Origin of the sequence: Isoptericola chiayiensis (assembly GCF_013149805.1) — a bacterium.
Taxonomy (GTDB): Bacteria; Actinomycetota; Actinomycetes; order Actinomycetales; family Cellulomonadaceae; genus Isoptericola; species Isoptericola chiayiensis.
On sequence record NZ_JABEZT010000006.1, the window covers coordinates 144,046 to 156,804 of the forward strand.

General features: G+C 75.7%; 12 protein-coding genes. 8 read left to right on the forward strand and 4 right to left on the reverse strand.

Going from position 1 to position 12,759, the window contains the following annotated elements; all coding sequences use genetic code 11:
• The first annotated feature begins 63 nt into the window (after positions 1-63).
• On the forward strand, positions 64-267 hold the full coding sequence (locus HDG68_RS12225; protein WP_172152470.1) for a cold-shock protein: 204 nt from the start codon (positions 64-66) through the stop codon (positions 265-267).
• Positions 268-366: 99 nt separating this feature from the next.
• On the opposite strand, the gene HDG68_RS12230 is transcribed toward HDG68_RS12225, so the two are convergent.
• Positions 367-1,347 carry a spermidine synthase gene (locus HDG68_RS12230; RefSeq protein WP_172152471.1) on the reverse strand — a complete coding sequence of 327 codons (981 nt, stop codon included), beginning with the start codon at positions 1,345-1,347 and terminating at the stop codon, positions 367-369.
• A gap of 96 nt (positions 1,348-1,443) precedes the next feature.
• Between HDG68_RS12230 and HDG68_RS12235 the strand changes: the two genes are divergently transcribed.
• From HDG68_RS12235 to HDG68_RS12245, 3 genes are read left to right on the forward strand one after another with little or no spacing between them, the layout of a single operon-like run.
• A complete protein-coding gene (locus tag HDG68_RS12235) occupies positions 1,444-1,881 on the forward strand; it encodes an SAV_6107 family HEPN domain-containing protein (protein ID WP_172152472.1) in 438 nt (145 codons plus the stop codon).
• Positions 1,878-3,140 (forward strand): DNA polymerase IV, encoded by a 1,263-nt coding sequence (locus HDG68_RS12240; RefSeq protein ID WP_172152474.1) that lies wholly within the window; start codon positions 1,878-1,880, stop codon positions 3,138-3,140. Before HDG68_RS12235 ends, HDG68_RS12240 begins: the two co-directional genes overlap by 4 nt.
• A gap of 38 nt (positions 3,141-3,178) precedes the next feature.
• Positions 3,179-3,595 (forward strand): DUF3040 domain-containing protein, encoded by a 417-nt coding sequence (locus HDG68_RS12245; RefSeq protein ID WP_172152476.1) that lies wholly within the window; start codon positions 3,179-3,181, stop codon positions 3,593-3,595.
• 143 nt (positions 3,596-3,738) lie between these two features.
• Here HDG68_RS12245 and HDG68_RS12250 read toward each other — a convergent pair whose 3' ends face one another.
• From HDG68_RS12250 to HDG68_RS12260, 3 genes are read right to left on the reverse strand one after another with little or no spacing between them, the layout of a single operon-like run.
• Positions 3,739-5,970: a transglutaminase TgpA family protein gene (locus HDG68_RS12250; protein ID WP_172152478.1), complete on the reverse strand. Its 2,232-nt coding sequence runs from the start codon at positions 5,968-5,970 to the stop codon at positions 3,739-3,741.
• A complete protein-coding gene (locus HDG68_RS12255; protein ID WP_172152480.1) occupies positions 5,967-7,292 on the reverse strand; it encodes a DUF58 domain-containing protein in 1,326 nt (441 codons plus the stop codon). Before HDG68_RS12255 ends, HDG68_RS12250 begins: the two co-directional genes overlap by 4 nt.
• Before the next feature lie 2 nt (positions 7,293-7,294).
• A complete protein-coding gene (locus HDG68_RS12260; RefSeq protein WP_425483766.1) occupies positions 7,295-8,332 on the reverse strand; it encodes an AAA family ATPase in 1,038 nt (345 codons plus the stop codon).
• A 392-nt stretch (positions 8,333-8,724) separates the two neighbouring features.
• On the opposite strand from HDG68_RS12260, the gene mraZ reads away from it, so the two are divergent.
• The 4 genes from mraZ (at position 8,725) to HDG68_RS12280 (ending at position 12,747) form a co-directional block, all read left to right on the forward strand.
• Positions 8,725-9,198, forward strand: a complete 474-nt coding sequence (mraZ, locus tag HDG68_RS12265) for a division/cell wall cluster transcriptional repressor MraZ (RefSeq protein WP_172152484.1) — start codon at positions 8,725-8,727, stop codon at positions 9,196-9,198.
• Positions 9,199-9,377: 179 nt separating this feature from the next.
• Entirely contained in the window at positions 9,378-10,376 is a 999-nt protein-coding gene (rsmH, locus tag HDG68_RS12270) for a 16S rRNA (cytosine(1402)-N(4))-methyltransferase RsmH (RefSeq protein WP_172152486.1), read from the forward strand.
• Positions 10,373-10,795, forward strand: coding sequence for a cell division protein FtsL (ftsL, locus tag HDG68_RS12275; protein WP_172152488.1), 423 nt, complete (start codon positions 10,373-10,375; stop codon positions 10,793-10,795). Before rsmH ends, ftsL begins: the two co-directional genes overlap by 4 nt.
• 59 nt (positions 10,796-10,854) lie before the next feature.
• Positions 10,855-12,747, forward strand: coding sequence for a peptidoglycan D,D-transpeptidase FtsI family protein (locus HDG68_RS12280; protein ID WP_343037560.1), 1,893 nt, complete (start codon positions 10,855-10,857; stop codon positions 12,745-12,747).
• The last annotated feature ends 12 nt before the right edge of the window (positions 12,748-12,759 follow it).

Genomic DNA, 12,759 nt, shown 5'->3' on the forward strand with positions numbered 1-12,759 from the left:
CGGTGCGGCGGCGGGCCGTCGGCCGACGTGCCCGTGCACTCCAGGGAAGGTCGAAGGATCAGCATGGCGCAGGGTTCTGTGAAGTGGTTCAACGCCGAGAAGGGTTACGGTTTCATCGCCCAGGACGGCGGCGGCGCCGACGTCTTCGTGCACTACTCGGCGATCCAGACGCAGGGATACCGCACGCTCGACGAGGCGCAGCGGGTCGAGTTCGAGGTGACGCAGGGCCCCAAGGGTCCGCAGGCGGAGCAGGTCGTCCCGCTCTGAACCGACCGTGCGCAGGCCGCGTCCCCACCGGGGGCGCGGCCTGCGCCGTGTCCGCGCCAGGTCTGCGTCGTTCCTGCGCCGCCACGACGTCGGGCCGCGTCACCGCGGCGAGGTCGTGGTGCCCACGAACCGTTCGAGCGCCGGTCCGGTGAGCACCTGGGCGGGAACGGCCAGGCTGCGCAGGGCGCGGCCCAGCGTCGCCGAACCCAGGTCGGGGAGCGTGTCGGGGTGGCGGTCGTCGCTGTCGGCGGCGCTGTCGACAGCGCCGTCGGCGTCGTCCGCCTCCTCCGGCCGTGCGGCCCCGGACTCCCGGCCGCCGGTGGCGCCGCGCCGGGGGCTGGGGGCGACGGCCGCGACGACGACGTTGCCGTAGCGCCGTCCCTTGAGCACGGCCGGTTCCGCGACGACGGCGAGGCGGTGCTCGGCGGCGGCGTCCGGCCCGAACGCCTCCGCGAACGCCGCGACCTCCGCGCGGGTCGTGGTCAGCGGGGGCCGGTCGGCGCAGTTGGCCAGGGCCACGCCACCGGGGCGCAGCGCGCGCCGGCAGGCGTCCGCGAACCGCTCGCCGACGAGGTGCGCGGGTGTCCTGTCGCCGTCGAAGGCGTCCCGGACCACCACGTCGGCCAGGCCAGGGGTCAGGCCGTCGAGGGCCTGGCCGCCGTCCTGGGCGCGCAGTCGCAGGGCGGGCGAGCGCGGCAGGTCGAACCACTCGCGCACGAGCGCCAGCAGGCGGGCGTCGACGTCCACCCCGATCTGGCGCGACCCGGGTCGTACGTGGTCGATCTGCCGGGGCAGCGCGCAGCCCGCGGCGCCGAGGTGCACCGCCCGCACCGGCCCCGCGGGCAGGAGGTCGACCACGGCGGCCATCTGCTGCAGGTACTCGAACGCGAGGAAGCCGGGGTCGTCGAGGTCCAGGCAGGAGCTCGGCACCCCGTTGACGTGCAGCGTCACGCGTGAGGAGTGGTCCGGGTCGGGTTCGATGCGTGCGGTGCCGGTGTCGATCGGGACCTCGTCCGCCGGCAGTGTCGGTGCCGTGCGGGACGATCGGTCGTGCCTCCGGTGGCGGGAGCGTCGGGCCATGGGCCCAGTCTCTCGCGTCGGGAGGATTGACAGGATCGAACAGGTGTTCGATCATGGAGGCGGTGGGGTCGTCCCGCCGGACGTGGGAGGTTCTCCATGGAGATGCGAGGTCGGATCCCGACGCCGGAGCGCGTGCGGCGGCTGCTCGACCGGGCGGACGCCGAGCTCGCCTCGGCCCTGCGCACCGCCGATCCTGCCGAGCGTTTCGTGCACGCCCACCTCGCGGCGCTGCGTTCCGCGGCGGCCCTGGTCGAGCTGCACGACGGCGGTGTGCCGCGCGGGCGCGCGCGCCCGGTGTGGGAGCTGCTGACCCGGGTCGAGCCGGAGCTCGGTGCGTGGAGCGTCTACTTCGCCTCCGGGGCGCGGCTGCGTGCCGCCGTCGATGCCGGGCGGGCCGAGGGGGTGTCCGCACAGCGCGCCGACGAGCTGTTGGCCTGCGCGGAGGACTTCCGCGACGAGGTGGGCCTGCGCGTCGACCCGGGTGCTGGTTTCGCCCTGCCCGGTGCGCGTGACCGGTCGGCGGCGGTCTCGTGAGCCGCGGGCCGCGGTCGCCGACGGCGCGGCGGGACTGGGGGTCGGACGAGTCGGGCGCGGGCATCCTGCACGTCGACATGGACGCCTTCTTCGCCTCGGTCGAGCTGGTCCGCCGCCCCGAGCTGAGGGGTCGGCCCGTGATCGTCGGGGGTCGGGAACGAGGTGTGGTGCTGGCCGCGACCTACGAGGCCCGGGCGTTCGGGGTCCGGTCCGCGATGCCGATGACGCACGCGCTGGCCCGCTGTCCGCAGGCGGTGGTCGTACGGCCCGACCACCGTCGCTACCGCGAGGTCTCGGCGTCCGTCATGGAGATGCTGCGGGAGGTGACGGCCGTGGTCGAGCAGGTCTCGGTCGACGAGGCGTTCCTCGACGTCTCGGGAGCGCGTCGCAGGATGGGCCCGCCGACGACGATCGGTCGCCTCCTGCGCGAGCGCGTGCAGGCCGAGCACGGCATCACCTGCTCGGTCGGCATCGGGCGCAACAAGCTCGTGGCCAAGCTCGCCTCCACCCATGCCAAGCCCGACGGCATGCTCCTGGTGCCGGAGGCCGCGACGCTGTCCTTCCTGCGCGGCCTGCCGGTCGGCGCCCTGTGGGGGGTGGGGGACAAGACAGAGCAGGTGCTGCGTCGCTGGGGCATCACCACGGTGGCCCAGCTCGCCGACACCGACGTCGACGTGCTGCAGGCCGCCGTCGGCCGCGTCACGGGGGCGCACCTGCACGACCTGGCGCTGGGGCGTGACCCGCGCCCCGTGGTGGCCGACCGTGCCGAACGCTCCATCGGCGCCGAGAGGACGTTCGAGCGCGACCTGCATGACCGCGAGGACGTGGCGCGGCGCCTGCGCGAGCTCGCCGACCGGGTCACCGCCCGGATGCGCCGGCACGACGTGGTGGCGCGCACCGTCGCGCTCAAGGTGCGCACGAGCGACTTCCGGACGCTGACGCGCTCGAGGACCCTCGACGCGCCGACCGACGTGGCCCAGGAGTTCTACCGCGTGGCTCGTGAGCTCTTCGGAGCGGTCGACCTGCGGGGCCTCCCGGTGCGCCTCGTCGGGGTGCGGGCCGAGGGACTCCGACCACGTGCGGACCTGGTCACCCAGCCGTCGCTCTTCGAGGGCGACGACCCGCACGTCGGTGCACGTCGGGAGGCCGAGGTCGCCGTGGACGCGGTCCGGGCGAGGTTCGGCGACGCCGCCATCGCTCTCGGGGCGTCCCCGGTTCCGCCTCCGACTACCGTCCGCGGCTCGGCGGGCCTATCCTAGAGGGAAGACAGCAGTCCACAGCGAGATCGGGGGGCCCGATGCCTCTGTCGGAGTACGAGCAGCGCGTGCTGGAGCAGATGGAGCGCGCGCTGGAGAGCGACGACCCCCGGCTGGCCACCACGCTCCAGCAGTCCCGCCGGCGTTCTCCGCTGCGCTTCGTGCTCGCGGCCGTCGGTGTGGTCCTCGGGCTGCTCCTGCTGGTCATCGGTGCCGCGTCGGACCTGACCTGGCTCGGCGTCATCGGCTTCGCGCTGATGTTCGCCGGAGTCGCGTTCGTCTTCGCCGCACCGCGACGCAAGGGCCCGCAGGGCACGGTCGGTGCCGACGGCGGCGTCAAGCCGTCCCCGGCGGCCGGTGGCGCGGGCGCTCCGCGCCAGGCCCGGCCCAAGAACGGCCAGGGTTTCTTCGACCGCCTCGAGGAGCGCTGGGACCGTCGCCGCGAGCAGGGGCAGTGACCGGACACCACCGCTGAGCCGTTCCGACCGGAACGGACCTTCGACGCCGACGCCGAGCGCGTCGGCGTCGTCGTCTCGTCAGCACCCCGAGGGTGCCGCGCCCCTCGCGCCCGCGGCGGCTCCGTGCCCGCCGTGACGCCGCGTCATCCCCGTGCGGCGAGACCCCGGGTGATCCTCTGGGCGACCTCCGCCAGGTCCTCGTCGTCGGACGCCGCCTCCTCATCGGGTGCTGCGTACCGTGCTCGCTCCACGGCGTCCGAGAGGAGTTGCAGGTCGTCGCGGACCTCCGCGGAAGGCGCCGCGCCGCGAGCCGCGGTCACCGCGTCCGCCACGGCCGCCGGTGCGGTGCGCGGCGTCGTCCGCGGGGGCAGACGCACCCCGTCCCGCTCCAGCGCGGCCACGACCTGCGCCCACGCGCGCTCCGCGTCCCAGGGCCGCTCGTCGCGGCGACGCCGCAGCAGGTACCACGCCAGCGCGACGGCGGCGAGGACGAGCAGGGCCACGATCGCCACGGCGGCCCACGGCGTGCCCTCGTCCGCGCCGCCGCCCCCCACGGCGACCACCGGCTCCGAGGCCGCCGGCTGGGGCGTCGGCTCGGTGCGCGGCTCCTGCTCGGCGGCCGTGGGCACCTGCTGCGGCGTGGCTCCCTGCTCCGCGGGGTCGCCGCGGTCCACGGTGTGCTCCGGCGGCGCCCCGGTCTGCACGGCCGGGGTCGGCTCGAACCGGACCCAGCCGACGCCCTCGAAGTACAGCTCCGGCCAGGCGTGGGAGTCCTGGCCGGTCACGGTCCAGCTCCGGGACCCGTCGGAGGCGTCGGTGGCTTCTCCGGGCAGGAACCCCACCCCGAGCCGGGTCGGGATGTCGAGCGTGCGGGCCATCACCGCCATCGTCGTCGCGAACTGCACGCAGTAGCCCGTGCGGTGCTGCAGGAAGTCCCACACCGGGTCGCCCGTCCCGCCGCGCGGGAGCTCGGTGGAGTACGTGAACGTCGCCGGGTCCCGCAGCCAGTCCTGCAGCGCGACGGCCTGGTCGAAGGCGGTGGACGCGTCGCCCGCGACCTCCGTGGCCAGCGCCGCCACCTCGTCGGCGTGCTCGGAGTCGGGCAGCTCGACGTAGGCGTCGACGGCGGTCCCCGCCCCGGCCGACCGCAGCGTCTCGGCGTCGAGGGGCCGGGGTCGGACGGCCAGGTCGTAGGTGTCGCCGGTGTCGGTGCGGTCCCCGACGACCTCGTCGCGGATGCCGTCGTAGCCCCAGGTTCCGTCGGTGACCACGGCGCGGGGCTCCAGGGGGAGCGGCAGCTGGTCGTCGCGCAGCGACCCGACCGTCACCGCCAGCTCGGCGGGCTCGAGCAGGCCGCCGCGGTCCAGGTCGTCGGGCCAGAGCAGGTCCTCGCCGGTGAACGGCTCGCCCGATCGTTCGTCGCCGCGCTGCCAGCGCCGGCCGTCGAACGCCGAGGCCGTGTACGTGCGCAGCGGACCGACGCCCTCGTCCGGGCCGGAGTAGGTGAGCACCACCTCCTGGGACCGCTCGGTCAGGCTGCTCAGGACGTCGAGGTCCTCGGCGAGCTGGATCGAGTCGCCCGTCGTGGTGAAGGCCTGGTACCAGGCGCCCGCGTACCCGGGCAGGGACTCCGACGCGGTGGCCGCGACGCTCGCGCCGAGCGCGACGGCGACGGCGGTGCCGGTGGTGACCAGCGCACGTGCCTGCTCCGCACGGCGTACCGGGGCAGGGGGTCGTTCGCCGCGTCCTGCCGGTGCGCGGCCGGGCGGCTGGACGGTGAGCAGCAGGAGCAGGGCGGCCACGACGACCACGAAGACGCCGCGCGGGACCTCGCCCGTGAGCACGAGCGGCGGGGCCCACAGGGCCAGCAGCGGCAGGCCCGTGGCCGCCGGCCAGTGGAGCCCGCCGGCGAGTGCGTCGGCGAGGAGCAGGACCGCGAGGGTGCCGCCGACGGCGAGCAGCGCGACGGGGAGGGTGCCCGGTACGGGTGCCACCTCCGACCGCACGACCTCGCCGGCGTCGCCGAGCCGGGCGACGACGCGAGCGAGGTGCTCCGGCCCGACGAGGAGGTCCGGCTCGGAGGTCGGCGCCCCGTACCGGGACAGCACGAACCAGGAGGCGACCAGACCTCCGGCCAGCGTCGGGACGACGGAGCCGCCCGCGACGGTGCCGGCGCGCCGGGCCCGCGACTCGAGCAGGGCGCGGACGGTCGCGACGGCCACCGAGACCAGGGCGATGCCGAGCAGACCCGTCCGGACCCACGGCCCGGGCAGGACGAGACCGGTCAGGGCGAGCATGGAGGCCGCCACCGCGACGGCGACGAGGAGGCTCGTGGCCACCGTCCGCAGGACGGGACCGGCGTGCGGGGGGATCATGCCGCCGCTCCCTCGGTCAGCGCCGACCAGGCGAGCTCGGGAGGGGTGCCGGCGTAGCAGGCGGCGACCCGCCACCCGGCCGCCCGCAGGTCGTCGGCGGTCTCGTCGAGCTGCGGGCGCCGCGACTCCTGGCGCGGTACGACGAGCAGCGCCCAGCAGGTGCCGTCGGCGCCCAGGGCGGCGAGCTCGCCACGGGCGGCCGGCGCGAGCGGGCCGAGGACGGCGACGGTGATCTCGGAGCGCGTGCGGCCGGTCCGCAGCGCGCGCACCGTGGTGGCCAGCGCGTCGTCGGCCGCCGGGGGACGCAACCCCGTCAGGTCCACGGTCGCGTCCAGGACGCTCTCGCGCCGGGTGCCGTGCGTCGGCGTGCGCAGGTCCGCCGGCCTCGCGTCGCCGGCCACCAGCCGGGCGGGACGTCCGGAGTCGAGGAACGACGTCGCCACCGAGGCCGCGAGCTCGACCACCCACTCGCCGTCGTCCACCTGCTGCGCGGTCGGCGGGCGGGCACCGGGTGCCCCGCCGGGGGCGGGGGCGAGCAGGCCGCGGTCGAGCAGCACGGTCACCGGCCGCAGCCCGGCGCTCTCGTCCGAGCGGACCATGAGGCGGTCCTGGCGCGCCGACCGGGGCCAGTGCACGCGGCGCGGGTCGTCGCCGGGGACGTACTCGCGCAGCACGGAGTCGTCCGGGGAGGACAGCCGGGCACCGACCGCCGCCCGGTCCACGTCGCCGAGCGCGCTCGCCCGCGCCGCCACCGCCATCGTGCGCGGCCACACGGCCACGGGCGTGGCCGTGCCGAGCGGCTGCGTGGTGCGGACCAGGCCGAACACGTCGGTGCGGACCGTCAGCACGGGCCCGAGGGGCCACCGACCGCGCCGCACCGGGGTCACGGCGTAGCGCACGGCGATGCGGTCGGGGTGGGAACGGACCTGGGCACGGATCCCGCCGGTGCCGGCCAGCTCGTGCGCCGCCTGCTCCGAGAGCCGGAGCCGGGCCAGCCGCTCGTAGGCGGCGCCGGTCCGCGCGCGGGCCGCCACGGTGAGCCGGGCGGTGGCCGGGCGTCCGGCGACCACCGGGTTCGGGTCGACCTGACGCACCACGTCGAGAGCGCCGCGCCCGGCGTCGAGACGCTGGACGCCGAGGGCGGCCCACGCGGCCGCGACGGCCAGCAGCGCGGCGGCGCCCAGACCGACGAGGTCCGCCAGGTCGAGGACGACGCCGCCCGCCACGAGGACGGCACCGGCCGCGGCCAGCGCGCCGCCGCGTGCGGTCGTCCGGACGCGGGCGACGCGTCGCAGCAGCGCGGGCACTCGGCTCCGGTCCATCGTCAGCGGCTCTCGGCCACCCGGCCCTGCGGCGCGCCCCTGCCGGGTGCTGCCGCGGCGGGCACGGGCACCATGGCGACGGCCTCGTCGACGATCTGCTCCGCGGAGGTGCCGGCGAGCCGCGACTCGGTGGACAGGATCAACCGGTGGGCCAGCACCGGGGTGGCGAGCGCCTGCACGTCGTCGGGCAGCACGTGCTGGCGCCCCGACATCGCCGCGTGCGCCTTGGCGACGCGCAGCAGCTGCAGGGACGCGCGCGGGGACGCGCCGAGCCGCAGCCCCGCGTGCCCGCGGGTGCGCCCCACGAGGTCGAGCACGTACTGCTTGACGGCGGGAGCGGCGTGCACCGCCCGGACCCAGGTGGCGAACCGGACCATGTCCTCGCCGGTCGTGACGGGGCTCAGGTGGGCGAGGGGGTCGTCCGTGTGCTGGGCGTCGAGCATGCGCAGCTCGGCGGCGTTGTCCGGGTATCCCACGGACAACCGTGCGGTGAACCGGTCGCGCTGCGCCTCGGGCAGGGGGTAGGTGCCCTCCATCTCGACGGGGTTCTGCGTCGCCACGACGAGGAACGGCCGGGGCAGGGGGTACGTGGTCCCGTCGACGGTGACCTGCCCCTCCTCCATGCACTCGAGCAGCGCCGACTGCGTCTTGGGGGAGGCGCGGTTGATCTCGTCGCCGATGACGACGTTGTTGAACACCGGGCCCGGGCGGAACTCGAACTCCCCGGACGCCGCCCGGTAGATGTTGACGCCGGTCAGGTCGCTCGGCAGGAGGTCGGGGGTGAACTGCACGCGCCCGGCGCGGCAGTCGATCGTGCGGGCGAGCGCCTTGGCCATCGTCGTCTTGCCGACGCCCGGGACGTCCTCGACCAGCAGGTGCCCCCCGGCGAGGAGCACGGCGACGGCCAGCCGGGCCAGGTCGGGCCGACCCGTCACGACGGTCTCGAGCGACTCGCACACCTTGCGGGTGGTGGCCACCAGCTCGGCGAGCCCGGACCGCAGCGCCTCCCGGCCTGCGTCCGGCCCGGCCGGGTCCTGGATCGTGCTGGTGGCGTGCTCTGTCACGGGGTGCCTCCGGGTCGCGGGTCGGTACCCCGGCAGCCTAGTCGCTCGAGGTGTCCTCGGTGATCCGTCTCACAGGACGTCCGACGCCGGACGGTGCCTCGGAGGGCGCTCGCAGGGGCGCTCGGAGGGGCGCTCGGAGGGGTGCTCGGAGGGTCGCTCGGCGACGTCGCCCGCGGTCCGGGTGGTCACGGGTGCGGGGCCGAGGGCGTGTCGTCCTCCACGACGCTCCACCGCGGGTGCGGGGCCGTGGCCTGCGGGGATGCGGGTGGAATCGGGCCGGGTGGAGCGCCGCGGGGCGTTTTCCCGCGCCAGGTGGAGGAAAGTGGAGTAGCGTGGAGGAAGCGGGAGCCCGAGGGGAGGTGCGGACCGTGGCAGGAGCACTGGGAGACCAGTTCCCGGGGACGGGGCTGCTGCTCGGCACGTACACCCCCCGGCTCGACGAGAAGGGTCGGCTCATCCTCCCCGCGAAGTTCCGCGCCCGTCTCGCCGCAGGGCTCGTCATGACGCGGGGGCAGGAGCGATGCCTGTTCCTGCTGCCCATGGACGAGTTCTCCCGCATGTACGAGCAGGTCCGGCAGGCTCCGGTCACCAGCCGGCAGGCACGCGACTACCTGCGCGTGTTCCTGTCGGGGGCGAGCGACGAGGTGCCGGACAAGCAGGGCCGCGTGGTCATCCCCGCGGCGCTGCGCGAGTACGCCGGCCTCGGCCGGGACGTCGCCGTCATCGGCGCCGGCACCCGCGTCGAGGTCTGGGACGCCGGCGCCTGGGAGGCCTACCTGGCCGAGCAGGAGTCGTCCTACTCCGACGTCGCCGAGGAGATCTTCCCCGACCTGCAGTTCTGACACGCCCGACCCGACCCCGCCCGACACCCGACCCCAGCACCACGACAGCACGGCACGGCCCCGCACGGCGAGGCCTCCTCCCGCAGGGTTCTGACGCACTTCCCCGGCGCCAGAACGAGCGGTGGGAGACCTGGACGGGCGGGACCACGACCCGCAGGACGCGGACCGAAGGAGGCACGATGAGCACCGACGACGCCTCCGAGCGCCACGTACCCGTCCTGCTGCAGCGGTGCGTCGACCTGCTCGGCCCGGCGCTGTCCGCCCCCGACGCCGTGCTGGTGGACTGCACGCTGGGCATGGGCGGGCACACCGAGGCCGTGCTGGAGCAGGTGCCGGGCGTCCGGGTGCTCGGTATCGACCGGGACCCGCAGGCGCTCGAGCTGGCCGGCGCGCGGCTCGCCCGGTTCGGCGACCGGTTCACCCCGGTGCACGCGGTCTACGACGAGGTCGGCGACGTCGTCGACGAGCTGGCCGGGGGAGCGGTCCAGGGCGTGCTGATGGACCTGGGCGTGTCCTCGCTGCAGCTCGACGAGACCGAGCGCGGCTTCTCCTACGCCCACGACGCGCCGCTCGACATGCGGATGGACCAGACGACCGGCATCACCGCCGCGGACGTGCTCAACACCTACGACGAGCGCGACCTGGTCCGGGTGCTGCGCGAGTACGGCGAGGAGCGGTTCGCCCCCCGGATCGCGCGGGCCCTGGTCCGGCGCCGGCAGGACGCGCCGTGGGAGCGGACGGGCGAGCTCGCCGACGCCGTGCGCGCGGCGATCCCGGCGGCGACGCGGCGCACCGGCGGCAACCCGTCCAAGCGCACCTTCCAGGCCCTGCGCATCGAGGTCAACGGAGAGCTGGAGGTCCTGGCCCGCGCGGTGCCGGCGGCGATCGAGGCGCTCGCCGTCGACGGCCGGATCGTCGTGGAGTCGTACCACTCGTTGGAGGACCGCATCGTCAAGCGGGCGATCGCCCGCGGGACGACGTCGAGCGCCCCGCCGGACCTCCCGGTCGAGCCCGAGACGCACCGGCCCTACCTCGAGGCGCTCACGCGCGGGGCCGAGGAGGCCGACCCCGCCGAGAAGGAGCGCAACCGCCGCTCGGCGTCGGTCCGGCTGCGCGCCGCCCGACGGCTGCGGCCCACCCCCGAGCACCTGCAGGTCCCACCGAAGGAGACGCGATGAGCGCACTGCGAGCCACGACGGCCGTCCCGCAGCGCAGGGGCGAGCCCGCTCCTCGCCGGGCCCCGCTGCGTGCCCTCGAGGGCGGTGCCGGCCGCCGCTTCGACGCGGTGCGCGCGCCGCTGCAGGCCACGTCCGGCGTGCCCTTCCTGGTGCTGTGCGCGCTGGTCCTGGTGGGCGCTCTGCTGGGTGCCCTGCTGCTCAACACCTCGATGGCGCGCGGCTCCTACGAGATGTCCGGTCTCCAGCGCGACGCAGGCCTGGTCGCCCAGGACGTCCAGGAGCTGCGTGCCGAGCTCCGCGCCGCCCAGGCCGGCCTGCCGGCCGAGGCGGAGCGGCTCGGCATGGTGCCCGCCGACGACGTGACGATGCTCTCGGTCGTCGACGGCCAGGTCGTCCCCGGACGCGCCGGCACGCCGTGAGCGCGACACGCCCGCCGCGGAAGCCCGCACCGGGCGGTCGGGGGGCGCACGATCGGGGAGTGCGCACCCCGACCTCCGGCGCCCGTCGCACGGGCGCCCGCCGTCCCGGTACCCCCGCGCGGACCGGTGCCGGCCGGGAGGTATCCCGGCGGCGGGCCGCCGCTCCGGCGCGCGCGCCCCGCACGCAGGCCGTGGCGGCGGACCCGGTCCGTCGTCAGCGCTGGTTGATCGTGCTGGCCGCGATCGTCGTCGCCGTGTTCGTGGCGCGGCTGGTGCACGTCCAGGTGATCCAGGGGCCGGCGCTCGCCTCGACGGCGCAGCAGGCGCGCCTGGCCACCCAGGTCACGCTGGCCCACCGCGGCGACGTCCTGGACGCCCGGGGCACCGTCCTGGCGACGTCGGTGGACCGGTACACGGTGGTGGCCGACCAGGTGGCCATCCAGGGCTTCCGCGGCAACACGCGCACCGACGCCGACGGCGAGCCCGTGCAGGACGGCGCGCTCGGCATCGCCCAGCTGCTGGCGCCGGTGCTCGGGGAGACCAAGGCCACGCTGGCCGCGCGGTTGAACGGCGAGGACCGGTACGTGGTGCTCGCCCGGGACGTGGTGCCCGAGGTGCAGCGCGCCGTGGCGGCGCTGGGGCTGCAGTCCTACCTGCGCACGGACCTGACCTCGGAGCGGACCTACCCCGCCGGGACGGTGGCCGGGCCGCTGCTCGGCCACGTCAACTCCGAGCAGGTGGGGATGGGGGGCATCGAGTCGGCGTTCGACGAGGTGCTGTCCGGGACCGACGGCACGGTCACCTACGAGCGGGGCCGGGACGGCGCGCAGATCCCGGTCTCGCAGCTCGAGTCGGTGCCGGCCGTCCCCGGTCAGGACGTGGTGCTCACCATCGACGCGGACGTGCAGTGGAAGGCGGAGGACCTGCTCGACGAGGCCGTCTCCGACACCGGGGCCTCGTACGCGATGGCGGTCGTCCAGGACGTGCGCACGGGCGAGGTGGTCGCGCTGGCGGACTCCGGCGACGTCGACCCGGGCGACCCGGACGCCACCGAGCAGGTGGTCGACGGCTCGCGCGCCGTGGACGTCGTGTTCGAACCCGGGTCCACCGGCAAGGTGATCGCCATGGCCGCCGCGCTGGAGGGCGGGTACTGGCAGCCGACCGACCAGTTCGAGGTCCCGGACACCTACACCGTCGACGGCGAGACGTTCCGCGACTCCCACTCCCACCCGGTGCAGCGCATGACGCTGGCCGGCATCCTCGCCGAGTCCTCCAACACGGGCACCGTGATGATGGGCGAGGAGATCCCGTTCGCCGTGCGGTACGACTACCTGCGCAAGTTCGGGTTCGGCGAGCGCACCGGGCTCGGGCTGCCCGGCGAGAGCGCCGGGCTCCTGCCCGCCGAGGACGTGGACGAGGTCGAGAACCGCACGCCGTACACGATCCTGTTCGGCCAGGGCGTCGCGGTCAGCGCGATGCAGGCCACGCAGGTCTTCTCGACCCTCGCCAACGACGGCGTCCGCATGCCGGCCACGATCTACGCCGGCACGCAGGGCGCCGACGGCGTGCTGCGTGCCGCCGACGCCGGCGAGGGCACGCGCGTGGTCTCCGGCGACACGGCGGCGCAGGTGCTGCGCATGATGGAGTCCGTCACCGGGGAGGACGGGACCGGTACCGGCGCCCAGGTGCCCGGCTACCGGGTGGCCGGCAAGACCGGGACGGCCCAGATGTTCGAGAACGGCGGGACCACCTACGTGGCGTCGTTCGTGGGCGTGGCGCCGGCCGACGACCCGCGCTACACGGTCTCGGTGTTCCTGAAGAGCCCGCGGTCGTCGATCTACGGCGGCGTCGTGGCCGCCCCCGTGTTCAGCGACCTCATGGGCTACACGCTGCGCAAGGAGGGCGTGCCGCCGTCGCAGGCGCGGTTCGAGCCCTTCGCGCTGACCTGGTGACCCGCCCGCAGC

Excerpts from the sequence above, each read along its gene's own strand:
- HDG68_RS12225 (WP_172152470.1), top strand. The coding sequence starts at position 64 with ATGGCGCAGGGTTCTGTGAAGTGGTTCAACGCCGAGAAGGGTTACGGT.
- HDG68_RS12230 (WP_172152471.1), bottom strand. The coding sequence starts at position 1,347 with ATGGCCCGACGCTCCCGCCACCGGAGGCACGACCGATCGTCCCGCACG.
- HDG68_RS12235 (WP_172152472.1), top strand. The coding sequence starts at position 1,444 with ATGGAGATGCGAGGTCGGATCCCGACGCCGGAGCGCGTGCGGCGGCTG.
- HDG68_RS12245 (WP_172152476.1), top strand. The coding sequence starts at position 3,179 with ATGCCTCTGTCGGAGTACGAGCAGCGCGTGCTGGAGCAGATGGAGCGC.
- HDG68_RS12250 (WP_172152478.1), bottom strand. The coding sequence starts at position 5,970 with ATGATCCCCCCGCACGCCGGTCCCGTCCTGCGGACGGTGGCCACGAGC.
- HDG68_RS12255 (WP_172152480.1), bottom strand. The coding sequence starts at position 7,292 with ATGGACCGGAGCCGAGTGCCCGCGCTGCTGCGACGCGTCGCCCGCGTC.
- rsmH (WP_172152486.1), top strand. The coding sequence starts at position 9,378 with ATGAGCACCGACGACGCCTCCGAGCGCCACGTACCCGTCCTGCTGCAG.
- ftsL (WP_172152488.1), top strand. The coding sequence starts at position 10,373 with ATGAGCGCACTGCGAGCCACGACGGCCGTCCCGCAGCGCAGGGGCGAG.